We start from the raw sequence: 26,780 nt of genomic DNA, 5'->3' as shown, positions 1-26,780 counted from the left end.
AGAGCCCCAATGCATGGGATGACCAATCATATTGGCCGGTATTTGGGTTATGCATTAAGCCAACGATTGATTCACATGACCTCAGAGAGCCCCGAAACACCAACTACTCCACCCCGAAGCATCTTCAAGCGCATCAAAGAGTTCCTCATCGACCGGTTCAGTCTGGAGGAGGACAAGGACGACGAGGCAGGCGTCATTCAATCCATTAGCCGGGGGATCGAGTTTCGGGGCATTAATTTGTGGACGCTCATTTTCGCTATTTTCATTGCTTCCATTGGTCTGAATATCAATTCCCCCGCCGTCATCACCGGCGCGTTTCTGATCTCGCCGTTGATGGGCCCGATCATGGGGATCGGAATGGGGGTAGGGATCAACGACCTGGCGATGATTCTGCGATCGCTGAAGAATTTAAGCATTGCCGTGGTCATTAGCTTACTCACCTCAACGCTCTACTTCTTTTTGAGTCCGCTGCATCTGGCGCAATCCGAATTGATCGCCCGCACCTCACCAACCGTTTGGGATGCCCTGGTGGCTTTCTTTGGCGGACTTGCTGGTATTGTTGCGGGGTCCCGGCGGGAAAAAATAACGAATGTTATCCCCGGTGTGGCAATTGCCACCGCCCTGATGCCGCCCTTGTGCACCGCGGGGTATGGCATTGCGACCGGGAACCTCTACTACTTCGCGGGGGCTTTTTATCTGTTTTTGATTAATGGAATCTGCATCAGTCTGGCGACCTTCCTGATTGTGCGGTTTCTGGGCTATCACCAAAAGGATTATCCCACCCCCGAAATCGAACAGCGTGTGCGCAGTACGATCTGGATCGCCGTGTTGATTGTTGTGGTTCCGAGCAGCTACCTGGGCTACCAGATTGTGCGCAAAACCATCTTTGAGGAATCAGCCCGGCGATTTGTTACCAATGAATGCAATTTTCAGTATCGGCAGGTCATCAATTACGCAGCCCGTTTTAATCGCCAGCAGAGCACCCTGGAACTTTCGCTGGTGGGCGAACCCCTCCCCAAGGATTCCATTCACGTTCTGCGCACTAGAATGCCAGCTTATGGTCTGGGTGATGCCAGATTGGTCATTAAGCAGGGAAATTTCAAAGATTCCGAAATTGACGTGGATGCGCTTAAAAATACGCTGGCGGACCAGGTTATTCAATACAGCCAGGCCACGATAGCCCGAAAAGACCAGACGATCGACTCCCTGCAGAGGTACATTGAGCTGACCCAAACCTCCCGGATTCCGGTAGCTGATCTGCGAAATGAACTGAAAACGCTCATGCCCGATGTGCAGACCTTTACGGCCGCCCGCTCGCTGGTAATGAATGCAACGAACACAAAGCCTGACACCGTGCTGCTGGTATACGCCCGTTTTTCCCGTCGCCACACCCAGGCAGAACGGCAGCGGATTCAACGCTGGCTGCAATCGCGGACCAAAAGCAAAAAGATTAAGTTAATCGTGGAGTAGTATAGGGCCTGATGCTGGCCCCTAAAGAACTCCGCCGGGCGGGCATATACCAATCTCTATGGCCTACACGTCGTCCGGTAGTAGAGTAAGCCCGTTTGTGAACTCGTCCGCGTCAGCTACAAACGGGTTGTGCGTCCTACTGGCTGCGGCTGCGCGGCAGGAATACGGTTTTTCGGATTTCTGTTGCTCTCACTAAAAAACCGGGTATTGTTTTTCCGGCCATCCAACTCAGACCTTATTCGTTTCGCAGGCTTTTAACCGGGTTGATCAGCGCGGCTCGAACGCTTTGTAACCCGACCGTCAGCAGGGCAATGGAAGTCGCCAGGACGCCCCCCACCGCAAAATACCACCATTCGATCTCGATCTTGTAGGCAAAGTCACGCAGCCAGCCGTTCATCGTGTACCAGGCAATGGGCGTGGCCAGCCCAAGAGCCACCAGAATCAGTTTGAGAAACGACTTCGACAGCATCGTCACAATGCTCACCACCGAGGCCCCCAGGACCTTGCGCACGCCAATTTCCTTTCTCCGCTGCCCGGCCGTAAAGGTGGCTAGTCCAAACAAACCCAGGCACGCGATGAAAATAGCCAGACCCGAAAACCCTAAGAAGAGCGTGCTCTTGCGCTCGTCGGAGCGGTATTGCTCGGCAAAGGTCTGGTCCAGAAAACCGTATTCGAACGGCTGACCCGGATTCACTTCCTCATAAACCCGCTTGATCGAGGCTAATGAAACCGGCATACGCTGGGGGGGTACCCGAATCAGCAGGTGGTCGGCCCGATCCGGGTGCAAAACCAGCACCAGGGGTTCGATCTGATTGTGCAGGGAACGCAGGTGAAAATCCCGGATGACGCCCGCAATCGGAATTTTTCTGGTGTCAAACTCAATCAATCCTTCCGTGCGGTTTTTCCAGCCCAGCCGCCGGAGCATGGCTTCGTTGACCAGCACGGCATCCGTCGAATCACGGGCCAGATCGGTCGAAAAACCGCGTCCCTCTTTTAAGGGTATTTGTAACACCCGCAAAAAGTCGGCATCAACGGAAAAATGTTCGCTGCTCACGGGTTGCTCCGTGCCGCCGGCGTAAAAACTAAAGGTGCTTTTGCTGTTGATTTCCCCGCCCAGGGAGCCATCGGTCAGGCTCACGCCTTTGATCATCGGATTTTGGAGCAGTCGGTTTTTGAGCACACGGGCCGTCCGCTGAACGGATGGTGCTTTGAGGGGAATCGAAATCACCTGCTGTTGATTGAAGCCCAGTTCCGTGTGCCGCATGTACTGCAACTGCCGGTACACAATGAGGGTCCCCACAATCATCACCATCGAGATCGTAAACTGCACCACCACCAGCGACTTGCGGAGCCATACGCCACTGCCACTGGAGCTGAACGATCCTTTCAGAACCGCCACGGGTTTAAAGCGGGAAAGAATAAAGGCGGGGTAAAAACCGCCGATTAATCCGACCCCTAACGCAAAGGCCGCGCCCAGCGCCAAGGTCTGCCCGTTCCACAGATCGATGGTCAGGGCTTTGGCGGCAATGGTATTGAAAAACGGCAAAAGCCCGTACAGCAAGACCAAACTTAACAAAAGGGCCAGAAAAGACAACAGAATGGATTCGGTCAAAAACTGCCCGATTACTTGAAATTGCAGCGAACCGACGGCCTTGCGAATGCCGATTTCCTTGGCCCGACGGGCCGATTGAGCCGTTGTCAGATTGATGTAATTAACCAGGGCGATCAAGAGAATGAATACCCCAATCACCGAAAAGGTGTAAACGTAAGCCATATTGCCCCCGTTCTCTTCGCCCATCAGGTGGGTGGAGCGCAAATGCATATCCACCAGCGGCTGAAACGTAATCTCAACCTTTACTTTGGTTTGGGCGCCGGGCACGTCTCCAATCGCTTTCGCAATGTATTTTTGGTAAAAAACCGCCATTTTCTGCTCCAGTTTAGGACGGTCGCCGGCCTGATTCAGCAGCACGTACGTCATCGAACTGAAGCTGTCCCATTTATGGAGGTTAACCCCACTGACCTCAGGATTGGCGTACGGCAGAATGGCGTCGAAGGTCAGGTGGTGATTAGCGGGAACATTCCGGATGATACCCGCGACGGTAAAAGGCAAATTGTCTTTCACCATGACAACTTTGCCTACCAGGCCCTCGGTCCGGCCAAAGAGGGCCAGCGCCATGTTCTGGGTCAGAATCAGATTGGTCGGGCTCGTCAGTGCGTTCTGAAGGCTGCCTTCCACGAAGTCGTACTCAAAAAACGTAAACAGGGTGGAGTCGGCATAAATAACATTTTTCGCATACAGGGCTTTCTCACCGACCCGCAACAGGGTTTCGTGGGCGGTTTTGACGCGCAGGACGCTGCTTATTTCGCCATATTCCTGTTGTAAAGCAGCCGCCATGGGAGCCGAAGCAACGCCCAGCTTGTATTCATTGCCGGCCCACTGGAGGTGCATGTTGACCCGGAAAATCCGATCGGCCCGGGCATGGTAGCGGTCGAAAGTCAGTTCATCGTGGACATACAGGCCCAGCAGAATGGCGCATGTCATACCGACCGCCAAACCCAGTAAATTGAGGGCTGTGTAGGTTTTGTTTCGGACGAGGGTACGCCAACTAATTTTGAAGTAGTTCAGCAGCATGGGGTAGGGGCCTGTTTTTGCTTCCGGCAAAAGCGGCTCAACAATCATACCACCGGGCCAAAACCGGCCTTGGGCACGTCTGGAGACGCCGGGTTAGGTAGAGCCTGTACGATTTCGGACAAGCAGTGTCCATTTTCAGCAGCCGGATTTTGATTTGCCTTATTTCGACCATACCGATGGCCTGGGCGTAATCCGTCACGAAGCGGATTGGATAAGCAACGTTCTGAGGCTTTGTATGAAACTTCGGCCCTGGTCATCTACACGCTCTTCGGCTTTCGATTCATGAACAACCGGATGAATATCCTTGAATAGGTTAGAGTTTGGGTTCCCAAATCAGGTTGGTGTAATAGAATCCACCCACGGCCGGCCCACCGATGAAGGTGTAGTAATAACGATTCGTCAGGTTAGTCCCGCCCACCTTGATGCCTAAATTCCAGTTCCGGACCTGATAACTCACCTGCGCATCCAGGGTGTTGATGGCCGATACCGTACCGGTGGCCAGCTCCGATTGCCACAGAAAGGCGTCCTGGTGTTTGTAGTTCACCGAAAAACCGAGTCCCCGCCAGAGATTCCCGTTCGCAATACTCAGGTTGGTAATCCAGCGGGGTGTATTGAAGGCGCTTTCGAGCCCATCGCCCTGATCGGCGCGGTCAAGTTTGGCAAAGGAGGCATTACCGGCCACCGACCAGTTTGGGGTCAGGCTGTAGCGCAGACCCAGACTGAAACCGTAATTATAGACCCTGGTTTGCGAATTGGTCCACAGGCGGTACCGATCCTGGGTGGTGGAAGACGAAAAGGAATACGCCAGTGAATCTGCATTGCGACTCCGGGCCGCGTTGGCGTTCACCTGGGCGATGAAGTTTCGGTAGGCGGAATAGTAGAGGTCGGCATCGACGTACAGCCGGTTTTTGAAAAACAAGCCCTTATAACCCACTTCCACGCTATTCACCTGTTCGGGCTTTAGATAGGTATAGGGGCTCTTTCGTAACAGGCCTTTGTTTTTGTCGATGGCCTGGCTGGTCGTCAGGCCATTGGTATTCACATCGGTCGTGATGGCCGTCTGAAAAGCGTTGATCGAGGTGACCAGGTACGTATTTTCGTAAATCCCCTGGGACATCAGCGGCAGCCCGCCCACCCGTTTGACCCCGCCCGAATTGATGTTGGTGAAGCCTTCGAATAAAGACGGGAACCGGTAGCCATTCTGGTACGATAACCGGAGGTTGTGCGTCGGGACCGGCGAATACACGGCCGACAGCCGGGGATTAAACCGGGCATCGAAATAGGTGTTTTTGTCCAGCCTGAGCGATCCGGCGACCTTCAGTTTAGTGTCAAAAAAGGTCCGGCTGAGCTGAACAAAACCGCCGGTTTTTCCGTATACCAGGTTTTTGCCAGCCTCGGTGGGATTGATGAAATAATTCCCGTCCGGGAACACGACGTAGCGCCGGAAGTCGAAACCGGCCTGAATGCTGATGCCCGTTTGCTGGCGAAACCGCTGCCACAGCACCCGCGTGGGCTCAACCTGCCCTTCGACGTGGTACAGCCAGGACTGGACCCGCAACGCAGCCCCAAGGTCCCAGTTGTTGATGTCGCGAAGGTTTTCAATCAAATCGTTGTAGGCGGGTGTGCCGGGAACCGGACGACCCCGGTCAGCCACCGTACGGGCATTGCGCAGGGCCTCCGGCACGGCCAGACCCGCCCGGGAATCCGCATTAAATTGGTTGGTAAAGTCGGCAAACCACTGCGTATCGGTTTTGAACGATTTATCAATGTTTTCCGCCATGGAACGGATGTTGTAGGCATCCCCCGTGTTTTCGTGCGTTCGGTAGGCTCGGATCTGGATCGATGGAGTGGTTAAGGTTACACTGTGCTGGTCGAGCCGGTACTTATCGAGCCGGAAGCGATTGGTCCGCTGATATACGTTGTCCAGCGTGGCGCCCTGAACGGTGTAGGCCAGTTCGACGGTGGGTGAAAACCGGTAGTGCAGCGACACATCGCCCCGAATATTCTGGAGCCGGTAATCGGTGGCCTCCCGTTCGTAGTAACCCGTTCGGCCAACGCTGTAGCGCCTTCCTCCCAGGGTGAGCGTCCGGCGGTTGGCCGCTTCATTGCCGTAGCCATTGACCGGATCGTAAGCCGGGTTATCAAACCCAAACAGGTTAAGGGACGCGTTGCCGTTGGGATTGAGGTCCCGGCGATTGTCGGCGATCCAGTCATACCCCCGCTGATACACCAGATTGACCTTGAAGGCAAATCGGTTTCCCAGCTGGCGGGCATACCGCAAACTGGTCTCTGAATAAAGTTTCGCAGCCTGGGAAGCGCTCCCCACCTGATTCACACCGGTTTTTTGCCCCACACTAAGTCCGGGTGAATCGAAAGGATTGCGCGTTAAAATAGTTACCAGGCCATTCAACGCATTCATTCCATACAGGGCAGAGGCTACCCCCGGCACCACTTCGACCTGTTGAATATCCAAATCCGAGGGGGCCAGCGCACTGGCAATCGGAGCGCCGATGTGGGGGGCCTGGTTATCGCGCCCGTCCACCAGTTGCACAAAACGAACGTTGGTGGTGGCGGCAAATCCCCGGGTGTTGTAAACCTTAAAACCCAGACTGGAGGTCAGCAGCTGAATGCCTTTGATGTTTTCAATGGCGTCAAAATAGGAGGGTTGCCCCGACAGGCGGATGCGCCGGGCATCGAGCACTTCAATGCTGACGGGCGACCGCAGCACGGATTCCGTCACCCGCGATGCCGAAATGACCACCTCCGCCAGTTCCCGGGAGCGCAGGGTATCGCGGGCCGGGAGGGTATCGGAGGGTGACGGAACCGGGGCTAAGCTTAAACAAAGAAGTAAAGCGTTGATCATACGGATAGGGCAGGCGAGCGGACAGCTTAGTAAAAAGGCAAGCGTTATGGTTAATAGAATATAACGCTAGGTAGCACTTTTTGCTGATAAATAAGCGATTCTGCGCTGATTCGTTAGGCAATGCGCCGGTCGGCTGGAAAACCGGAAGAAAAAGGGGGTTTTCGAGGGGGAAACCTACTATTCCTTAAAACCTATTCTTCGCTGAATTTGCTCATCGCTGACGGTCATCAAACGGCTATTGAATGGGGACAAGGACTGGCTGATCGCCCTTGACATGAAAGGTTGCCTGAATCGATTTTGACGGCCAGGAGCGGTAAATGAGTCGGTAGTCACCCGCACCGAGTTGCATGGAGATGGGAAACCGGTAGTAATCGCCCCGACGAACGTTGATTTTACGCGTCGAAACCATACCGCTTCCGTAGACTTCCAGAGATCCTTTCCGACCGCATTGGTTGCACGTAAAGTTAACTTCCCGATTCATGAATGAGTTATTCGGCGAAACGACAACCGACTGTAGTTGCTGCATGGCCTTTTCAACCGCCTGTTTATACGGATACGCCCGGTTTTTATTATAGATTTCCAGTTGCTGGAGAATCGTTGGCAGATAAATGAAGTGACGGTTGGTGATGTAGTGGGACTTTAACTGGGCCGCCCGCTTGCGATGCCCCAGGTTTTGAGCAATGATGATTTCACCGGCCCGTACAAAATGCTCGTACAGGCAGCTTTTCCAGCGGGTGTAACCCTGGTTCGCCATCGGCTGCTTAATGGGCTCAAACAGACTGGCCGTGCGATTAATCAATTCTTCGGGAAGGCTATCAATCACGGGATTGACGAAAGGATGGCCAAATTCATGCGTGCTTAATTCCAGCAGATGCTTTGGATCATCGAAACCCATATTCAGGGTATGCCCCGGATCGAATTGCTGCGGGTTGAAAGGACCGAATACATGAAAGGTCCTGGTTTTTTGGGCTAACGTGTACTGAAGGCCAAAACCCATGCCGGTCGGGATGGTCAGACTGGGAACTAAGGCGTACTGATCGAAACGCCGGCCATAAAAAGCCTCCAGGGCCGGAATCAATTTTCGCTGCGGCAAACCCCGTCTGACCTGGGTCAACGCGTTTTCATAGCGATTCGCGCTGGTCCGGAGATAGTGAGCAAAATCAACTTCCCGATAAAGTTGATTCATCGCTTCGATGAACTGCGTGGCATTTTGCCGGGCTTCCTGGGGATTACGGGTGGGCGAAAAGCGGAGGTAATAGGTTTCATCAATCTGGTCACTTAACCGGGCCCGGGGGAAGTCATCCAACTGAAGCAGCAAATTGATCAGGTAGTCTAACCAGATGCGCTCGGCATACCGTATGATGACCGCCAGGTGCTTGCTGTGTTGATACTGCCTGTACTGTTTGTATAAGCTAAAACCGTAGTTATACCATTCACTTCGTTTGATGGGGCGGGTTTTCAGGTACGAATCATGGGTTTCGAGATGGGCTCCTTCGTAGCCTACGAAATAAACAAAACCCAGCAGTTCGACATTGGGGTTAATCTGCACCCGAATGGAGTGCTTACTGGCGGGCTGGCTGTGCACCTTCGCTTGATCAGCGAAGAAAGGCAGCCCAACAAGAATCAGGAGTAGGCCGAATGGTTTTAGCATGAGAACAACTTGATAGCGCTGATGAGGACGCAAATCAGCGGTATTGGCTTTTCTTTTGCGCTCAAAACCGATTTCGGGACGTCCACTATCGTGATTCCGGCCGTTTGGAAAGGGCTGTCAAGTTTATGTGTTGACTTAGGAAAGGCTGACGGGCTTTCCTTTCTGCGCCGTCATATACTGGGAGGGGGATTGACCGGTATGCTGTTTAAAGACTTGGTTGAACGCCGATTTGGAGTTAAAACCGGCCTCCAGCGCCAACGCCAGCAAGGTTTTGTGCTGCTGCCTGGGGTCGTTTAGCTTTCGAATCACTTCGGCCACGCGATGCTGATTCACGAATTGATTGAAGTTGACGGAATCGTGCGAATTAATGAGGTAGGATACGTAACGGGCCGGTAAATCCAGGTGTCGGGCGACATCGTCCAGCGTCAGTTTGGGCTGAACGTGAACCGCTTCGCGCTGAAACAAATCTTGCAGACGCTGCCATTCCCTGGCCTGGTCATAGTGGTCGTATTCCGGTTTATCGGTCGCTTTGGCTTTGGGCAGACCGGGTAGCGAGAAATAGGAGGAGTCCCAGTAGGCGATATACCCATACGCAAGCAAAACCACGGTTAACAGCATTTCCAGCGCTTCAAAAACCGGCCAGTTTAACAGCACGCCCACGGCCCAGATTCCCGTTAAGGTCACCAAAAAAGCAAAAAAACCGTATAGCCGGAGCCAGGACCCGATGGACAAGGGCGTTCGCCCGGCGGTTAAACAGCGGTGATACGCGACCAGCTGCGTACCATACATCCCAACCGATAGGACCATTCCCAGGATGGGGGCTATTTCGGTAAGGCTAAACCAGACCGGATTTTTCAAAAGGGAAGGCAAAGCAATGCCGGTTTCCCGCTGGTAAAGAGTCACTGCCCAGCGGATTCCTATTTCCACCAAAGCCGGCAGGAAAGCCCACCAGTAGGTTCGCTGAAACACGAAAGCCGGCGAAGTTGTCAGCCGGGCGAAAAACCAAACGGCGAGCGGCAGTAGGCTATACGATTGAAAATTCCAGAAGGGAAACGCCGTGGCGGCTCGATGATGATTCACTTGCATTCCCCAGGCATTCAATACCTCCAGAGAAAGACAAAACAGAATAATTCCCAAGAAAAGCGTTGGTCGCACCGGTCGTGCGCCCTTCAGAATTAAAGCGATACTGAGCAGCGCTCCCTGGCTAAATGCCAACAAAAAGGCAATTGCTTTCCAATGTTCCATTCAAAATCGACGCGCCAACTCTTTATTACTGGATAAATTCTTTGCTTTACAAATCTCCCGGACACCTAAGCTACTTGAAAAGCCATCTATAAATGTAACGGAATTTTGAAACGGGCTCGATGAATGAGTAGGGTCAGCCCTAAAAATAATCGGGTAAAACGCCCGTCGTTGCCAGTCTATTCAAGAATCTTTATTCGTCTTATTTTTGAGATGGTATAGAGAAGACCCTCCTGAATCTCAGCGTATGCCTGAAATCCTGGTATGCCTGCTTCTCTCACCGGTTTCCCATTTACCAAATCCAGAATTCTTAAATGACTATTTTTGTAGACTTTTTGTCTACTATACTTGATAAAAAGAAAGGTTTTCCTATCTTTGTGAGAAACTAAACAATCATCCAGATGGACCAGTCTAAAAAAGCCGTGAACCAACATTCTGTTCTCTTCGCCCTCCTACACGGTGCTACCTATTTACCGGCAACCTGGCTGTTAAAAAACCAGGTATTTAGCCTGCCGGTAGCGGCATTGATTGCAATCGTGCCAATTATCACGTTTTCCGTTTTTATTTTCAAATACATCAAAGCCCTTTCGGTCATGGATGAAGTAAAACAGCGGGTCCACCTGGAAGCCGTTGTCATCGGTTTTTCACTGACAGTCATGTTGGTCATGCTGTTGTTTTTGCTCGGCCTGGGGAATGTTTCGACCACCACCTGGTTTGGCTATGGACATCTGGTGGGGTATTGCTGGGTGTTTTACTTTATTGGCTGGTTCATTTCGAGAAAAAAATACGGAGTATGAAGAACACTATAAAGGTGGAGCGGGCAAAGAAGAACTGGACCCAGGCCGATCTGGCAAAACACATTGGGGTATCCAGACAGGGTTTAAATTCGATTGAAACCGGAAAATTCATCCCATCCACGGTACTGGCTTTACGAATGGCTAAAGCTTTCAATACGACGGTCGAAGCTTTGTTTCAACTGGAAGATACGGAGGAGTGATTGACGTAGCGTCGGAACGAATTTACCTATTGACACCCCGAAATCTATACAATTGAAGTGAGTCACCACTCCACCAGACACGTTTCGGATGGGCGCAACGAAATGCGGACTAAAAACAAGGGGTGGAGTCTACCCTGAAAGAGCTGACGGTTCCTCCATTCCTGTTTTGTTCGGAAACCGCCGGATTTTTGGGTGACCAACGTTCCCGTATGCTCCATCAGATAAAGCGGTAGAGGCCCGCCAAATCGCGTAAAACGATCAGGTTGTCCACGTTTAATTTATCAAAGATCCGGGCTTTGTGCGTACCCACCGTGGAGGTGTGAATGTTTAACGAATCCGCGATACAACTGACCGACTTGCCCCTGATTAACTGGTTGACAATTTCAAATTCCCGGTTCGACAGCAGGGAAAAGGGGTCTACTTCTTCGGACAAATGGTCGTCGTTGATCATCTTGTCGCGCACGTCCTCACTGAAATACGTTTTACCACTCAGCATGGCCAGCACGGAATTCAGAATTTCTCTATCCTCGGCCTGCTTGCTCAGGTATCCTTTGATGCCGCACTGTACATAGCGTTTGGCAAAGGCGTATTCGGTCTGGCTCGTAAAAATCAGGATGGGCAGGCCGGGGCTCATTTTCCGAATCGTATCCAGCAGACTGAACGTATCGGTGTTGGGTAGGTTGATATCCATCATCACCAGATCGTACGAGGCATCCAGGATTTTGCGGAAGGCTACGCTGCCGTTGGACGCTTCATCAATCTTCACGTTGCCAAAATAATCCCGCAGCAGAAACCGGATGCCGGAGCGAACAATGGCGTGATCGTCCACCACTAAAATTGAATACATGGGAGTAGGAATTGAGTGAAACCAGGAAAGGGACCTTCACCGGGCACCCGGTGAAGGTCCCTGCGATTAAAAATCCAGAGTCGTATAAACCGGATTGTTGCTGATGAATTCGGGAATCAGCCGTTTGATGGTGGCTACCAGCGCCCGGTCATTGTCTTCCGGCAGCAACTGCCGCAGGTGTTCGACGGCCCGCTGGATCTCATCCCCCGGAGGGGCCAATACCCGGGCTTTCAGAATTTTGGGGTGGTGCGTCGGCAGGGTTCGTTCGGCCTTGTGCAGCAATTCCTCGTACAACTTTTCCCCCGGCCGCAAACCCGTAAACAGAATCCGGATGTCCGGCCCGGCTGCGGACCGGGAAAGATGGATCATCTTCCGGGCCAGATCGACAATCCGCAGCGGACGCCCCATGTCAAAGACAAACACTTCACCGCCCTGGCCCATCACCCCTGCCTCCAGCACCAGTTGACAGGCCTCGGGAATGGTCATAAAATACCGGATGACGTCCGGATGCGTGACCGTAACCGGACCACCGCTCCGGATTTGCTGGCGAAAAACCGTTACTACCGAGCCATTCGACCCCAGCACATTCCCAAACCGGGTCACCACAAACCGGGTCTGGCGCAGCAGAGGGTCCGTGGGCGTAAGTCCCTGAACGTACATTTCCGCCAGCCGCTTGGTGGCTCCCATCACGTTGGTCGGATTGACGGCTTTATCCGTCGAAATCAGCACGAACGTTTCCACGCCGTATTCCACCGCCAGATCGGCTACTACCTTCGTGCCCAGCACGTTCACCCGTACGGCTTCGTACGGGTGGGCTTCCATCAGCGGAACGTGTTTGTAGGCAGCCGCATGGAAAATCAGCGTGGGCCGGGTCGCCCGAAAGATGTGACCCATTCGGATTTCGTCGGACACATCGGCAATTTTGACCACGAGTTGAATGTGGCTCAGGGCGGTTTTGTGCTGCCGGCGGAGCTGATGCTCCAGCTCAAACAGGGCCGATTCGGCCTGGTCGACCAGCACCACCGTCTGCGGGTGGTAGTGCAATACCTGCGCGACGAGCTCACTGCCAATGGAGCCCGCTGCGCCGGTGACCATGATCACCTGTCCGTTCAGATGGTCGCCCAGGGCTTCGTTGGCCAGGTGAATCGGCTCCCGTTCGAGCAATTCCTCAATGCTCACATCCTGAAGTTGCAAGGCCGTAAGCTGACCATCCATCCACTGGCCCACGCTCGGAATGGTTTTGATGGGCACCTGGTGCTGTAGAAAGAAATCGACGAGTACTGCCCGTTTAGCCGGGTTGAGGCCTTCCGTTGCCAGAATAACCTGCGGTTTGTAAGTCTGATTCCGGATAAAACGGTGGTAGGCCTGCTCGCGGGAAATGACCCGGATTCCTTCGATTACCTTGTCGATCTTGGCCGGATCGTCATCAACGAAGGCCAGCACCTGATAGCGGTGTGTCGAATTTTGAACCAGCGCTTTTCGGGTTACCAGACCGGTTTCGCCCGCGCCGTAAATCAGTACCCGCTCGCGGCTGTCGTAGCCCGTCGAAGACAGGTGCCAGTAGACGGTTTTGATGCCAAAGCGGCTCAGGGATAAAAGCACCAGACAGCAGAAATAATCGATCAGGATAATGGAAAAAGGAACGTTGAACGTCGTGTCGCCCTGGGCCAGCAGCCAGGAAACCAGGGCTATCGACAAAGCACTCAGCGTAACGGCATAAACCAACGGCACCACATCTTCCAGACTGGTATGGCGAATAATGCCCTGATGGGTACCGATAAACAGAAAGCACCCCAGCCGAATGCTGATCGTCAGCAGTAGACCGGTCAGAAACTGAGGACCATCGATGGTCGCAAAATCGAAGTTAAACCGCAATCCGAAAGCCACCGCGAAAGACGCTACGGCCAGAATCGCATCCGTCAGCAGGATAAAATAGCGGGAAGCGAAGCGGTTAGTCAGGCTTATTCTATAAATCGCTCTCATTAGTGATCAGATCGGGATGAAACAAATGAAAGGATTTGTGCTTATTGCTTGAGGAGTTTGATCGTTTGGGCCTTGCCGGATCCGACTTCAACCTGAATCAGCAGTAGACCTTTGGGCCAGCTGGGGTCCATCGTAAACTCCAACCGCTCGGAGGCCGGGCGCTTATATTGTTTGAGCAGCCGCCCATCGGGGGCCACCACCCGAACCCGGATGGGCTGCCCGTCGGGATTCTCCAGGCCCGTCAGGCTAAACTGGTTGTCGGCCGGATTGGGCATTACCACCAGGCGGGGGGTGCCGTCAAGAACCACGCCCTGAATTTTGGAGTATTCGTACGAACCGTCGACATCAATCAGTTTGAGTCGGTAATAGTGGGTACCCGGTTGCAGCGGTGCGTGCGTAAAATGATAGCGTTTTCCCTCAAACGGACTGCCGACGGCGTTGACGGATCCGATGCTTTCCCAACTTTTGGCATTTGGGCCGTATTCGATGACAAACCGGCTGAAATTGATTTCCGACCGGGTTTGCCAGCCCAGTTCAACCTGGTCCAGGGAACCTCTTGCCTGAAAATAGGCCAGCGTAACCGGTAGTTGGGTGGGCGTGAAAGAACCGGTAAAGGGATAGTTATGAATTTCAGCAGAAGTTCCGGCGTGCGTCAGATCCCCGCTGACGTACAACCGACCGTCGTAAGCGCCATTCAGGGTGACGCTGCCGTTGGGAACCAGTGCGGTGCCAATAAAGGCCGAATTGAAACTGACGCTGGTGGCTTCACAGAAATTAAAGATTACATTATACACCTGGGCATCCGGTTCGCTGGCGCCGGGCTGACCAGCCCGCCCAATGAGAGCCCGCCAGTTAACACTTAAGCCGCCCCCGCCGGTGACATTAACCACCACGGTAGCGCCTGGGGCAATATTGCTGAAGGTGAGATCTGAAGTAACGCTGCTGTTGGCAATCGTAAATACTTCGTTGGCGGCATTGGTACCCGTCAACACGCTCCCCGAGCGGGAGCCGGTCGGGGTACTGGTGCACAAATTGCTACTGATCTGCTGCATACCGGAAATAATACCGGCAATGTCGATCCCAGCAGGACCCTGGCTGCTGGTTTGTCCAGCGCTGCCCGCCCCCGAAGAAGGCAGCGTATTGGCCCCTCCTGAACGGATCGTGTACGTGCCTCCTCTATTAAATCCGACGCCCAGCGAACCCGATCCCGAAATGGTCCCGCCGACGGCCACTGGAAAACCGCTGCCCCCCTCGCCAAGGACAAATGTGCCCCCGCCCGATTGGGAAATTCCGTAGCCACTCTGGTTGATGACCAGATTACCGCCCACGGCCAACCGGCCCTCCACTTCACGCCCCCCGCCGGAAGGTACCGTGAAGTTACCGCCCACCACGACGGCGTAACTCTCGTCGTAGCCCCGGATCGGCGGATTTCCGGGCGCATAAATTCCAGCCTGCTCATCGGGCGTAAGCGGACTGGGATAAGCCCCCGATACGGCATCCGGTTCGGGGAAAACCGCTGTTGTACTGATACAACCGGCCCCCGAACAATTCAGTTGCGCCAAAAATTCGGGAATGCCCATTGGTTTTGCGGAAAACCGGGTTGCTTTACGACCCTGGGGCGACGTAAAAGCCAGAAAGAGGCTTACCAGTGCGAAGGAGAAAATGTGTTTCATCGTGATAAGAGAAAAATGGTTACCGGAAGTGATTAGGGATCTTGCAGAAAAGGATCGACCCAAAAGTAGAAGGAGAGGGCCAGGGCGACTATTTCAAATGTTACCACCACTATGACGTATGTTACATCCCCCAAAAATTCCGGCATTTTTGATGTATTTTTAGAGTAAAGAGGATTTTTTAGCTTGCCAATTCAACCGATTTTCGGGCTGCATGTACCCTGCCTGGTGAAAGTGTCAATTTGCGGAATTGGAATTCATTCAACGCGCGGGCCTTTAACCGCAGCGTCTATACGTTGAGCGGTGAATGCGGATGGCAGACTGACTTGGAGGGACTGTATTTCGAACGTATTTGCGAAAAGCCGGATCGGCGAAACCTATAACTGGGTAGCCAGAAAAACCGTGGGCGGCATGTGATAGTGTTCCCGAAAGCATTTGGTAAAGTACGCCGGTGACTCAAAGCCAACCAGTTGGCTGGTTTCTGCAACGGTATGGCCCGCCCGCAGGTATTCAATCGCCCGTCTTAACCGGTAATTGCGCAGAAATTCCGTCGCGGTCATCCCCGTCAAACCTTTCACTTTTCGGTACAAATGAATCCGGCTCAGTCCCACCTGCTCGGCCAGTTCGCCCACTCCAAAACCGGATTGGGTGATGTTGCTGTCAATAAGGCCGTGCAGGGAAAGCAGGAACGGGTCAATAGGGACTGTCCGGGTTTCGTCGTCGGACTTTCGGCTGGAGTGTTTCCGGGGGTGACGAATCCGTACTGTTTTGGGGGGCTGATAAGCTGGAGTCGATACCGGCCGTCGGCAATGCCGCAAGAAGGTCCGGAGCCGTTGCCAATACGAAAGTAACCGTTCAAATAGAGCCATACAAGTTAAGGGTATCCGGTTCCAAAGAAACCGGATGACTCGGTCTTGCTCTATTTCAAATGATACATGACACTATCAATTATGTTAAATAATGCCTTCGGGCCTAAGTCCCGCGGTTATTCAAGTGTTGAATTACAAACTCGGTTGGGGTCATGTTGAAGTGTTCCCGAAAACATTTGGTAAAATAAGCGGGCGTATCGAAGCCGACGAGGTTACCGGCTTCACCGACGGGATGACCCGCCCGCAACAATTCGGCAGCTTTTTTTAACCGGTAATTGCGCAGAAGTTCGGTAGCCGTTAAGCCCGCCAGGGATTTAATTTTCCGGTAGAGCTGAATGCGGCTGATGTCGAGCTGACCGGCCAGTTCTTCCACGCCAAACGTGGAATCATCCAGGTTTTGATCAATGAGCGCGTACAGTTTTTCTAAAAACAAATCGAGCGGAGCCGGTGGAGCTTCCCGAAGCGGAACGTCCGGCGATTGGAACATCGTGCGAACCCATTCGCGGAGTCGACGGCGCCCCTCAAGTAAATTTTGAACCCGGACCTGCAATTCCCGGATGTTGAAGGGTTTGGTCATGTAATCGTCCGCTCCCAGCGTCAGCCCATCCAGCCGGTCGTTGAGTGACGATTTGGCCGTGAGCAACATCACCGGAATATGGCTGGTCCGCAGGTCCTTTTTAAGTTGATCACAAAGGGCAAAACCGTCCATTTCCGGCATTAACACATCGCTGATGATCAAATCCGGAAGTTGCTCAACCGCCTGTTCAAAACCGCGCCGACCGTTTTCGGCCTGAATGATTTGGTAGTTTAGCGGCAGGCTTTCGGCGACGAACTGGGCCAGTTCCGCATTATCTTCCACGAGTAACACCCGCGGGGCACCGTCGGACGTTTCCTCCGCTTCGTACCGGGTCGGGAGCGGGCTGACAGGCGCCGAACGGCTGGTGGAACCCGCAATAACCGGACGCAGGGGAATGGACAGGCGGAAAGAGGTTCCTCGTCGACCGGTCGAAGGATCGGCTTCGCTTTTCACCTCGATCTGACCCTGCAAAAGGTCAACCAGTTCCTTGACCAGGGCCAGCCCGATACCGGTCCCCGGCACCTGCTTATTGGCCGAGGCTCCCGAAGAATCCGCCTGATAAAAGCGATCGAAGATGCGGGGCAGGTGCTCGGCCGAAATACCGATGCCGGTATCGGAGACAATCAGGAGCATCCAGGGCGCCAAGGTGGTTGGCAAGTCGGTTTCGGGCGAATGGGGACCCGGAGCCGCTAAACCGTCAACGATCTGAAATTGAACCATTATTTGGCCGCCTTCCGGGGTAAACTTGAGGGCGTTGGAGAGCAGGTTGGTCAAAATCCGTTCCAGCTTTTCGGCATCGAAGTTGTACTCGGCCGCTCGTTCCAGCCCTTCCAGCCGCAGCTCAACGCCTTTTTGCTGAACCGCGGGCTGAAAACTCTGACCAATCGACTGGATGAACCCGGCAATATCACCCCGTACCTCCTCGATGGGTAAGGCCCCGGCTTCGAGTTTGGAAATGTCCATCAACTGGTTGACCAGGTCCAAAAGCTGCTGGGCGTTGCGGTCGATGGCCGCCAGCCGACGCTGGTCATCGGGCTGTTCAAGCCGGGGTTTGAGTTGCTGAGTGGGGGTTAGGATTAAGGTTAAGGGCGTGCGGAATTCGTGGGTAATGTTGGAAAAAAACCGGTTTTTCATTTCGTCCAGAATCCGCAGTTGCTCCGCTTCTTTTTGCTTCAACTCCATGGACTGGCGTAATTTCAACCGGTTAGCATAGAGCCGGAAAACGCCGACTGCGGCTCCAATAAAGGCCAGAGCATACAGGAAATACGCCCACCAGGTAGCCCAGAACGGCGGCAGGATTTGGATGGACAGCCTGCGTGTGTGTCGGCTCCAGTTGCCGGAAGTGTTTGAGGCATTCACGATCAGCGTATACGTGCCGGGTCTTAGATCGGTGTAGACCGCTTCCGGCCGGCTGGTTTCGATCCAGGTTTCGTCAATGCCCCGTAACCTATACCGGTACCGGTTGAGGTTGTTCTGGTTAAACTGAAGGCCTACGAATTGAGCCGTTATGAAGTTCTGGTCGTACGGTAGGGTGATTTCCTGCACGGCCTGGATCGGTAAAGCGCCGAGAGGGGAGTTGGGTCCCGGCATCACGGGGCGGTTTTTGATCTGCAAGCCCGTCAGTTCAACCTGCGGGTGGAATTGATCCTCCTGCAGGTGGCTCGGTTGAAAAGCCGTAAAACCTTCGACGCCCGCCATGACGATAGCGCCATCCGCAAACTGAATATAATGAAACCGGTTGAACTCCTCGGCTAATATGCCATCGTCGGTGGTGTAAGTCCGGATCTGAAAAGTCCGCCGGTTCATTTGGCACAGGCCTTTGTCTGTTCCGATCCAGAGATTGCCATGTTGGTCAGGAATGGCGGAGTACACCACATTATTGGGTAGCCCGTTGCCGGTGGTTATCCGCTGGCTTCGTCCGGTCCGTTTGTCAAAGGCACAAAGCCCGGCCCCGTAGGTGCCGATCCACAGCCGATGCTGATCGGCCGGATCCGAAAAAAGACAATACAGGATGTTGCTGCCCAGAGAGGTCGGGTCGTCAGCCTGGTGCCGGTAATTGCTGAGCTGCCGGGTTTTCCGGTCCAGGCGAAACAAGCCATTATCGGCGGTGCAAAACCAGAAGGATTGCTGGTCGGCGACCATTTGAAGAACCGAACCCATCAGGTCCAGGTCAAGGGAATAATCACTTATTTGCCAGGTTTCGGATGCTTCATTGAACCGGATTAACTGGTGTTCCACCACCACCCACAACGTTCCATCCGTATCGCGGGTAACCGGGTAAATGTTCGACCGTCTTTTCACCACCCCAGGCAGCGGAAAAGTCGTCACTTCATTTTTGACTGTGTTTAAACGGTGGATAGCGGCCGGAAAACCGTGCGTATACCAAAGCATCCGGCCGGTCCGGTCCAGGGTATTCCGGAAATAATACTGAGATGCCGATGGGGGCCGAATGGGTTGACGGTCGGGCGGAATCTTTCCCCAGCGGGTAAGCCAGTCCGTCAGAAAACCTTGTTGATACGGAATTGCCTGAAAGGGCGGTTTTCGCAAATTGAATTTACGGATTCCAAAACCGTCAGTTCCCACCCACAGCACATCGGAACGGTCGATGTACAACCACATCGGATGCCATCGCTCCCGGGAATAATCGTAAATCACCTCGACTCCGGAACCGGAGCCACGCACCAGCACACCATTGTTTTGGGTGTAGAGATTTCCCTGACTATCGAATACAACCGGAACAACCCGGTTTTCCGGAATTAACCGGGCCATTGGAAACGTCCGGACAGGATCGGGCCCTGTTCCCAGTATCCGGAGTTGATTCAATCGGTGGTTCACCTGTCCGAACTGGGGATAAAAGGAAGTGGTAGCCGACTCCTTTACCACTTTTTGGTAGGGCACCAGGGCCTTCCGGGAAACATCGTAAGCCACCAGACTATCTTGAGCAAGCAAGCAAAGTTGGCCCCGGTCGTCGAGTTGAAGGACGACGCCCAGCGGATAGCGGCTCGTTTTTAAAAACCTTGCCTGAAACGGCACCCATTCGGTCCGGTTGGTGGTTAAGTTAAGGCCTAACAAACCGTGGTTGTGAAAAACGAGCCATAATTGCCCTGAATGATCGAATTGAAAATCGGTCAGCGAGAAATTTTGCCGGTGTTTAGTAATGGCGGGGTGGGTGTCAAAACGGACAAACCGCTCGGTCACCGGGTCAAAGCAGTCGAGGGTTGAATTCTCGGATAAAATCCAGATGTTTCCCTTCGGGTCCAGCCGGAGTCGGGACAGGGTATTGGAAGACAAACCCGGGCGGCCGTTTAGATTGACCTGAAATACTTTGGTCTGCCGCCCGTCATACCGGCATAACCCTCCACGAGTCGCCATCCAGATAAAACCCTGCCGGTCCTGTAAAATACTGGGGACAAACCCTTGCGGAAGTCCGTTCTGGCTGGTCATGGCTTCCGGCTGGAGGAAAGCAGCCGGTTGCGCCGAGAGCGAATTCAAGGCGCCTGAAACGACCAGAATTATCCAGAAAACCGCATACGTAAACCGGCCTGGCCCTTGTGTCGAACCCATCATAATTCCTGAAAAAAGACACTGTCTGACGTTTAAAAGCGGACGGTACGGGTATCGCCGACGGTCAGCTACCGGGTCGACCGGATGGAGAAGATAGACAATCAGTAACCAGGGCTACCGATTCAACACGTTTCCTTAATCACTCAATTCCTGAAATTAGTTACTAATAGGTAAATATGTTTGTTTTTAGAAGAGATTTTTTTGTCGATGTAACATTCGTTATAGTGCCAGGTAACATCTGAAATACCCCTCATCGACGCTTCCCCTTACTTTTGACCTGTCGAGCGACCTGGCGTGCCAAGTAATCCTGTCGAGTATTCGGGCCGGTTTCTGGGGCCCATTTTAAACGGTTTTGCCATCGGAATAAAGGGCAACGGGCGCTACCTCGTTCGTTGAAACTTGGTGCGCAATCCCCTGATGGCCCACAAGGAAGAATTTTTGACCAGGCATTCCTTCGCCGTCGACCCGTCTGTTTCCTAAAACCAATTTTAGCTTTTGTCTACCTTTTTAACCGGATGATTCATGAAAAAAAACGTACCTGTTTCGTGGGCTTTTAGCCTTATTTTCTGGCTTCTTCTGGCCGGCACAACGCTACTGGCTCAGGTTCCCAGTAAGCGCGGGGATAAATCCCTCGGGGGAACAGCGGATGATGAGGGCCGGGTGATTCTGAAACTGCCGGATGGAGGCTACCTGGTTGGGGGCGATTCCAATTCTCCGGCCAATGGGGGTGACAAAACTGCGGGAACGAACGGACGAGTTGATTTCTGGGTGGTCCGCTACGATGCCAACCACAACAAACAGTGGGACAAGAACTTTGGTGGAGTCAGTAATGAGGAGTTGACAGCAATCACGGCCACCGCCGATGGCGGTTTTTTGCTGGGAGGGGCTTCGAATTCGCCCAGTGCCGAAGGGCTAAAAACCGGCGAGCATTATGGCGGTTTTGATTATTGGATCGTTAAAATAAAGGCCAATGGCGACTATCAATGGGATCAATCCTACGGGGGAACCTCAAATGATTACCTGACAACCATCACGGCACTTTCCGACGGAACGGGTTATTTGGTGGGGGGCTATTCCACGTCTCCAGCCTCCGGAACCAAGGAAGCTGAACAACTGGGCACTTTTGATACCTGGGTCATCCGAATTGATACCAACGGTCTTAAGGAATGGGACAAAACCTACGGGGGTGATCAACGCGAAGAATTGCATGGCATCCTGCCTACTTCCGACGGCCATTATCTGCTGGCTAGCCAATCGTCGTCGCCAGCCGGAACCGGAAAGGAGGCTGCGAACCTGGGTGGAGCTGATTACTGGCTGGTTAAAATCAATGCGTCGGGCGGTATCCTCTGGGATAAAACACTGGGCGGGACCGCAGGGGATTACCTGCGATCAATCGTCCCGACGGTGGATGGAGGATATTTCTTAAGCGGTTTTTCCGACTCGGATATAAGCGGCACAAAAACCGGGGGAAATTTGGGGGGCTATGACTATTGGATCGTCAGGGTTGATTCGGACGGTGACCCAATCTGGGACAAAACGGTGGGGGGGAGTGATTCCGATGAAGGCATTAAGGCGGTGGCAACGGCTGATGGGGGCGTTGTAGTGGCCGGGAACTCGTCCTCCAATACGGGCGGAACCAAATCCGCCGATTCGAAAGGAGGCTCCGATTACTGGATCGTTTCTATAGACCGTGAAGGGAAAGTCATTTGGGATAAAACCCTGGGGACAACGGGGCTGGAACAAGTATTCGACTTCACCCAATTAATTAGCGGAGACTATGTGGTAGTCGGGTTTTCACAGGATGTAAAAGATGAAGACAAAGAAAGTCAGCCCCATGGCGGCAATGATTATTGGCTGGTAACCCTGGAAGGCTGTATCCCGCCCACCCTTACCTTTGTTTCTAACCTGACAAACCAACTGATTCTGCAAAATACCCCGGGTGTTTCGCTTTCCATTTCGGGTTGCTCGGGGGGAACGCTGCACTGGAATGGACCCAACGGGATCACCGGCACGTCTTCTACCATTTCGGTGCCCACATCCATCACCGGAACGCTTGCTTATTCGGCTACCTGCACCATTGGAGGTTGCTCAGCCTCCCAATCGACTACGCTGACGGTTGCGCCCCCGCCGGTCACCGGTTCCTTTGATGGCTTCATCAACGGGGCCGATTGCGGCAGCTTCCGGGGCTGGGCCTGGGAACGCAGCAAACCCAATTCCGCCGTCTCTATTGATATTCTTGACGGACCCAATGTGATTGCTACGGTACTGGCCGATGTCTTCCGGCAGGATCTGCAAACTGCCGGAAAAGGCAACGGTAAACACGCTTTCTCCTGGTCGATCCCCGCCAATCTGAAAGACGGTTTGGCCCACAGCCTCTCGGCCCGCGTCACGGGGAGCAGCTTTATTCTGAAAGATTCGCCCAAAGCACTCATTTGCGAGGGCGCACCGGTCCCGGGGGGCAACAACCCCCCCATACCCCCCTCGCCCACCATCCTGATTGCTCCGCTGGCAGCCCAGGTAGGTGTTCCTTTCTCGGGTACGTTAAGCGCTTTTACGGATCCGGAAGGCCAGCCCTTAACGTATAAACTGAGCGGTTTGCCGGGCGGATTGCTGATTAACCAAACCACCCGGGTGATTTCCGGAACCCCATCGGAAGCGGGCACCTTCGTATTGACGTATCAGGCTACTGATCCCGGCCCCCTGACCAACTCCGTCAGCTTTCCGCTAACGGTGAATCCGGCATCCACCACGACCGTAACCGGGAGTTTTGAAGGCTATCTGGACAAAGTGGAATGCGGCACGATTCGGGGTTGGGTCTGGGATCGAAACAAACCCAACACGCCGGTGACGGTGGAGATCTACTCGAAAACTCCTGAGGGCACTGAAACGGTCTGGGGTAGTACGGTGGCCAATATCTACCGGGAAGATCTGAAGAATGCGGGCAAAGGCAACGGGGTTCATGCCTATAGTTTTTCCACCCCGGCAGGATTGAAAGATGGGCAAACACGTTTACTGTACGGCCGGGTACAGGGTAGTACGTACCTATTAAAGGATTCGGGTAAACCGCTGACCTGTAATTCTCCGGTCCGAGCATCGGCAGAAACCGGTTCTGATCTGAAGGTGACCCTCTTGGAAAATCCGGTTACGGATCAGGTGAAGGTGGAAATTCGTGGTGCGGCAGGTCGGCCTGTTCACGCTCAATTGACAGACTTCCAGGGGCATACGATTGGGTTCCAAACCATTGGGTCAGCTGGGACCGTTGAATTCGTGAGCTTTGGCATCCGCCCGCAGGCCGCTGGCTTGTTGTTGCTGCAAATCAGCAGTGAGCAGCAGCGTCGCGTGATCAAGGTGGTCAAACCCTGACGGTGTGGGAGGTTTTAGATCAGTTCAACCAACCCGGCTTAAAAACCGGGTTGGTTTGTCTTTGTGAAAGCGCATGGGTCTATGAAGAATTTTTTCTGTATTTCACTCCTAAGGAAACCGGGGCAAATGGAAAATCAGACGAGAACATTAGTACGCTTAGCGGGATCCGGTTTTATGAAAGAGGCCTTATAAATAGCCATTTCGGGATTCAACGAATCAGCAAAATAACAATGCCGACTAATCCACCCGGAAACTGGCAGCAATCTCCTAGTTAGCGATGACCTTCACGGGAAGAAGTCAGTATCCTAATCACCCACTAAAACAATGCTTTTGGGAGCCATGGTCTGGCCATAATCCTGGATAATCTGTCGTAAAATCTGCATGTCGGCCGGGCACTGCTGCGCAAATTGCTCCCAATGGGTGAGGGTCAGTTGCTGGGGCATTTCCACCACCGCCACAATACAATCCCAGAAAGCATCCCAGCTGGGCCCGTACCAGTCCGGAAAATGAAGCTGCGTTTTGAAAAGTTGGTGGAGGGCCATTTTGCTGGTGATACCCGTTAAATCCAGAGTCATAAGCTGTTGTTTAAATGGAAAATGCGCCCGTATCAAAGGAAATTTGAATGCGCCATACAAAGTTTCTCCTGGAGAAACAGCTTGGGCCAGTTCGAGCTTTATTTCGCTAAATAATTGGTCAGGTTGTCCCCAATGTAGCGCCAGCCCCATTCAAACCGCTGCCTGGCAAAGTGGGCCTCGGGAGGAAAGGTTTCCAAACCCGAATGCGTAATCCTAAGTCGGGTCTGATCTCCTTCGCCAAAAAGCTCAAAAGCCACTTCTGAACGACCAGAATATCCCTTATACGCCCAGGTATGCGCTAACTTCCGTCCCTCGATGACCTCGGTCACGTTCCATTCTTTTTGATAGGAGGACCCATCATTCGTAAAACGAAACGCAAAGCCCACAACCGGTTCAAATTGCTGCACTTGGGAGAAGTACCATTCTTTCAGAGCCTCTTTTCCGGTCAGCGCCCGCCACATTTTTTCAATCGGAGCCTCAAAAACACGCTCAATTACCAGCGGGTCATTCATACGATGCCGTAAAGTTAGAGTTTAGATGCCTGGATGCTCTGGCCAGAGCACCTTTTGAACTCGCTAGTTGGGGTGTGAATAATTCCCTAGTCACAGCGAAGTCATTTCAAGCAACACAAAGCGAGGAATTAAAATTCTGGATTGCCCACAACCGGGTGATGACTGAAGTTGTAGAGATGATTCTTTATCAGGATAAAACGTTCTTTCCCTGAGCTTATACATTACCAGCAGGGGCAGCCTTCAAAAAAAGCTGTTCCTGCCGCCGGAACGGCAAGCGTGGAATGCGGTTGGCCAACTCCGCTTCAGGCACGATAATCGACTTGAGGTTCAGCTTACAGAATCAGATATGAGGTGGATGCCGTACTTTTAGATTCAATCTCTCTATCTTACCGCCGTAGTAAGGTTTAAGAGCATCAAATCTAAAAATAATAGAATGGCATCGGGTTTTTTCGCAATTTTGGATGATATAGCCGCCCTAATGGATGATGTTGCTCTGGCAACAAAAGTGGCCACGCGCAAAACCGCCGGTATTTTAGGCGACGATCTGGCCGTCAACGCCGAAAAAGCGACGGGTTTTCTGGCTGAACGGGAATTGCCGATTCTGTGGGCCATCACGAAAGGGTCACTCATCAACAAACTGATGATTGTTCCGGTTGCCCTGCTGCTGAATGCCTTCTTCCCGGCCGCCATCACGTTCATTCTGCTTCTTGGCGGGTGCTACCTGGCCTACGAAGGGGCGGAAAAAATAATCGAATTCGTTAGTAAGGCAACCAAACACGAAAAACCGTCTACTCCAGCCGGCAAGCCGGATGAGCCCGTTGCCGATTTCGAAAAAATAAAGGTAAAATCCGCCATTACCACCGACTTTATCCTTTCGGTGGAAATTGTCATCATTGCGCTGGGTTCAGTGGCCGATCAAACCACCATGATTCAGATCCTGACGGTGTCGGCCGTGGCCTTAGTGGCAACCGTTGGCGTGTACGGCCTCGTCGCGCTGATTGTGCGCATGGATGATGCGGGCTATCAGCTGATCAAGCGCTCGAAGCCCAATGGCTTGCTGGCCCGGCTGGGTCAGGGGCTGGTTGGGGCGCTGCCGCTTATTATCCGGATTTTGAATGTGGTGGGGACTTTAGCCCTGTTGCTGGTTGCTGGCGGCATTTTTGTCCATAATATTCCTTATCTGCATAAGGTGTTTCAGGATATCCCTGCTTTGGTCACTGAGTTTGGAGTTGGTTTGGTAGTCGGCCTGGTAATAGCTGGCCTTGTTATCCTGTTCAAGACCATTCGGAGTTTCTCCAGCACGGCGGTGTTTTAATGATCGCTGGTTGTAAATTGGACGCGTCTACCTGATTGCGGGGACTGGTCTTGCTTTGCCGCTCGGAGGAAAGGTGTCCGTCTCTCGACCGTATTTCCCTTTGCAATTTCTTAAAAATTCAAGGTTCCGGGAATTGACTACCTTGTTGAATTATTGCAAGGTAGCCTTCCGATTTGATGGTTTTGTTACAGCGGTTTTTTCTTTTTTTGGGGTAAGGCAGGATTCGTTTTTCTTCTCACAAATGCCCTTCTTTCCACCGCAGCCGGGCAGAAGGTCCCGAATTCTCAATCCGTTGACTAACGCTCGATGGGGATTTGAAACGGGGCTATGTTGACGGCCATTCCCGTACCAACGATCATTCGGGTGTCATGGTGCCGGTTTTTGCCTACGGGCCGCATTCGCTGGATTTCCGGGGTGTTTACGAAAATACCGCCATTCACCACAAAATTATGGGAATCCTGCGCCAGTATCAGCGGCAACCGGTTCCGGAAACCGGGGTTTTACACCGAAACTGAACCAATGGCTCGGAGGACTCGGGTTAAGATTACGGGATTGTTAAATCCGGCCGGCTGATTTCTTCCAGGCTTTATGCTGCGGTAATCGTAGAGTAACAGGCTATTGGCTCCTTTGTAGAATCGTAGAAACCTCAC

17 protein-coding genes are annotated in these 26,780 nt (G+C 53.0%); 6 read left to right on the top strand and 11 right to left on the bottom strand.

Annotated elements, in window-relative coordinates; genetic code table 11:
- Nucleotides 1–75: 75 nt before the first annotated feature.
- On the top strand, nt 76–1,470 hold the full coding sequence (locus ACYVHX_RS13555; RefSeq protein WP_460672188.1) for a DUF389 domain-containing protein: 1,395 nt from the start codon (nt 76–78) through the stop codon (nt 1,468–1,470).
- A gap of 235 nt (nt 1,471–1,705) precedes the next feature.
- On the opposite strand, the gene ACYVHX_RS13550 is transcribed toward ACYVHX_RS13555, so the two are convergent.
- The 4 genes from ACYVHX_RS13550 to ACYVHX_RS13535 form a co-directional block, all read right to left on the bottom strand.
- Nucleotides 1,706–4,102: an ABC transporter permease gene (locus ACYVHX_RS13550; protein ID WP_460672187.1), complete on the bottom strand. Its 2,397-nt coding sequence runs from the start codon at nt 4,100–4,102 to the stop codon at nt 1,706–1,708.
- A gap of 313 nt (nt 4,103–4,415) precedes the next feature.
- Complete coding sequence (locus ACYVHX_RS13545; protein WP_460672186.1) at nt 4,416–6,965, bottom strand: TonB-dependent receptor; 2,550 nt, start codon at nt 6,963–6,965, stop codon at nt 4,416–4,418.
- A 235-nt stretch (nt 6,966–7,200) separates the two neighbouring features.
- Complete coding sequence (locus ACYVHX_RS13540) at nt 7,201–8,616, bottom strand: DUF4932 domain-containing protein (protein ID WP_460672185.1); 1,416 nt, start codon at nt 8,614–8,616, stop codon at nt 7,201–7,203.
- Between the two features lie 135 nt (nt 8,617–8,751).
- Entirely contained in the window at nt 8,752–9,702 is a 951-nt protein-coding gene (locus tag ACYVHX_RS13535; protein WP_460672184.1) for a helix-turn-helix domain-containing protein, read from the bottom strand.
- A 557-nt stretch (nt 9,703–10,259) separates the two neighbouring features.
- On the opposite strand from ACYVHX_RS13535, the gene ACYVHX_RS13530 reads away from it, so the two are divergent.
- Both ACYVHX_RS13530 and ACYVHX_RS13525 read left to right on the top strand, forming a co-directional pair.
- Nucleotides 10,260–10,655 carry a hypothetical protein gene (locus tag ACYVHX_RS13530; RefSeq protein ID WP_460672183.1) on the top strand — a complete coding sequence of 132 codons (396 nt, stop codon included), beginning with the start codon at nt 10,260–10,262 and terminating at the stop codon, nt 10,653–10,655.
- The gene (locus ACYVHX_RS13525; RefSeq protein ID WP_460672182.1) at nt 10,652–10,855 is read left to right on the top strand and encodes a helix-turn-helix transcriptional regulator; all 204 of its coding nucleotides are present in this window, start codon (nt 10,652–10,654) and stop codon (nt 10,853–10,855) included. Before ACYVHX_RS13530 ends, ACYVHX_RS13525 begins: the two co-directional genes overlap by 4 nt.
- Before the next feature lie 217 nt (nt 10,856–11,072).
- Here the strand turns inward: ACYVHX_RS13525 and ACYVHX_RS13520 are convergent, their stop codons facing one another.
- From ACYVHX_RS13520 to ACYVHX_RS13500, 5 genes are all read right to left on the bottom strand, one after another.
- Nucleotides 11,073–11,702: a response regulator gene (locus ACYVHX_RS13520; protein WP_460672181.1), complete on the bottom strand. Its 630-nt coding sequence runs from the start codon at nt 11,700–11,702 to the stop codon at nt 11,073–11,075.
- 66 nt (nt 11,703–11,768) lie between these two features.
- Nucleotides 11,769–13,685 (bottom strand): polysaccharide biosynthesis protein, encoded by a 1,917-nt coding sequence (locus ACYVHX_RS13515; RefSeq protein WP_460672180.1) that lies wholly within the window; start codon nt 13,683–13,685, stop codon nt 11,769–11,771.
- A gap of 41 nt (nt 13,686–13,726) precedes the next feature.
- Entirely contained in the window at nt 13,727–15,358 is a 1,632-nt protein-coding gene (locus tag ACYVHX_RS13510) for a choice-of-anchor A family protein (protein ID WP_460672179.1), read from the bottom strand.
- Nucleotides 15,359–15,732: 374 nt separating this feature from the next.
- The gene (locus ACYVHX_RS13505; RefSeq protein ID WP_460672178.1) at nt 15,733–16,224 is read right to left on the bottom strand and encodes a helix-turn-helix transcriptional regulator; all 492 of its coding nucleotides are present in this window, start codon (nt 16,222–16,224) and stop codon (nt 15,733–15,735) included.
- Between the two features lie 103 nt (nt 16,225–16,327).
- The gene (locus ACYVHX_RS13500) at nt 16,328–20,368 is read right to left on the bottom strand and encodes a hybrid sensor histidine kinase/response regulator transcription factor (protein WP_460672177.1); all 4,041 of its coding nucleotides are present in this window, start codon (nt 20,366–20,368) and stop codon (nt 16,328–16,330) included.
- Between the two features lie 519 nt (nt 20,369–20,887).
- Between ACYVHX_RS13500 and ACYVHX_RS13495 the strand changes: the two genes are divergently transcribed.
- On the top strand, nt 20,888–23,728 hold the full coding sequence (locus ACYVHX_RS13495) for a putative Ig domain-containing protein (RefSeq protein ID WP_460672176.1): 2,841 nt from the start codon (nt 20,888–20,890) through the stop codon (nt 23,726–23,728).
- 305 nt (nt 23,729–24,033) lie between these two features.
- Here ACYVHX_RS13495 and ACYVHX_RS13490 read toward each other — a convergent pair whose 3' ends face one another.
- Complete coding sequence (locus ACYVHX_RS13490; RefSeq protein ID WP_460672175.1) at nt 24,034–24,303, bottom strand: barstar family protein; 270 nt, start codon at nt 24,301–24,303, stop codon at nt 24,034–24,036.
- Between the two features lie 98 nt (nt 24,304–24,401).
- Complete coding sequence (locus ACYVHX_RS13485; protein WP_460672174.1) at nt 24,402–24,815, bottom strand: SRPBCC family protein; 414 nt, start codon at nt 24,813–24,815, stop codon at nt 24,402–24,404.
- 433 nt (nt 24,816–25,248) lie between these two features.
- Between ACYVHX_RS13485 and ACYVHX_RS13480 the strand changes: the two genes are divergently transcribed.
- Both ACYVHX_RS13480 and ACYVHX_RS13475 read left to right on the top strand, forming a co-directional pair.
- Nucleotides 25,249–26,130 (top strand): DUF808 domain-containing protein, encoded by an 882-nt coding sequence (locus ACYVHX_RS13480; protein WP_460672173.1) that lies wholly within the window; start codon nt 25,249–25,251, stop codon nt 26,128–26,130.
- A gap of 314 nt (nt 26,131–26,444) precedes the next feature.
- On the top strand, nt 26,445–26,645 hold the full coding sequence (locus ACYVHX_RS13475) for an alkaline phosphatase (protein WP_460672172.1): 201 nt from the start codon (nt 26,445–26,447) through the stop codon (nt 26,643–26,645).
- Nucleotides 26,646–26,780 lie beyond the last annotated feature (135 nt).

It is taken from the genome of Larkinella ripae, from assembly GCF_054780775.1.
Note: the sequence above shows the minus strand (reverse complement) of the source record. Positions and strands in the feature narration are given on the sequence as shown.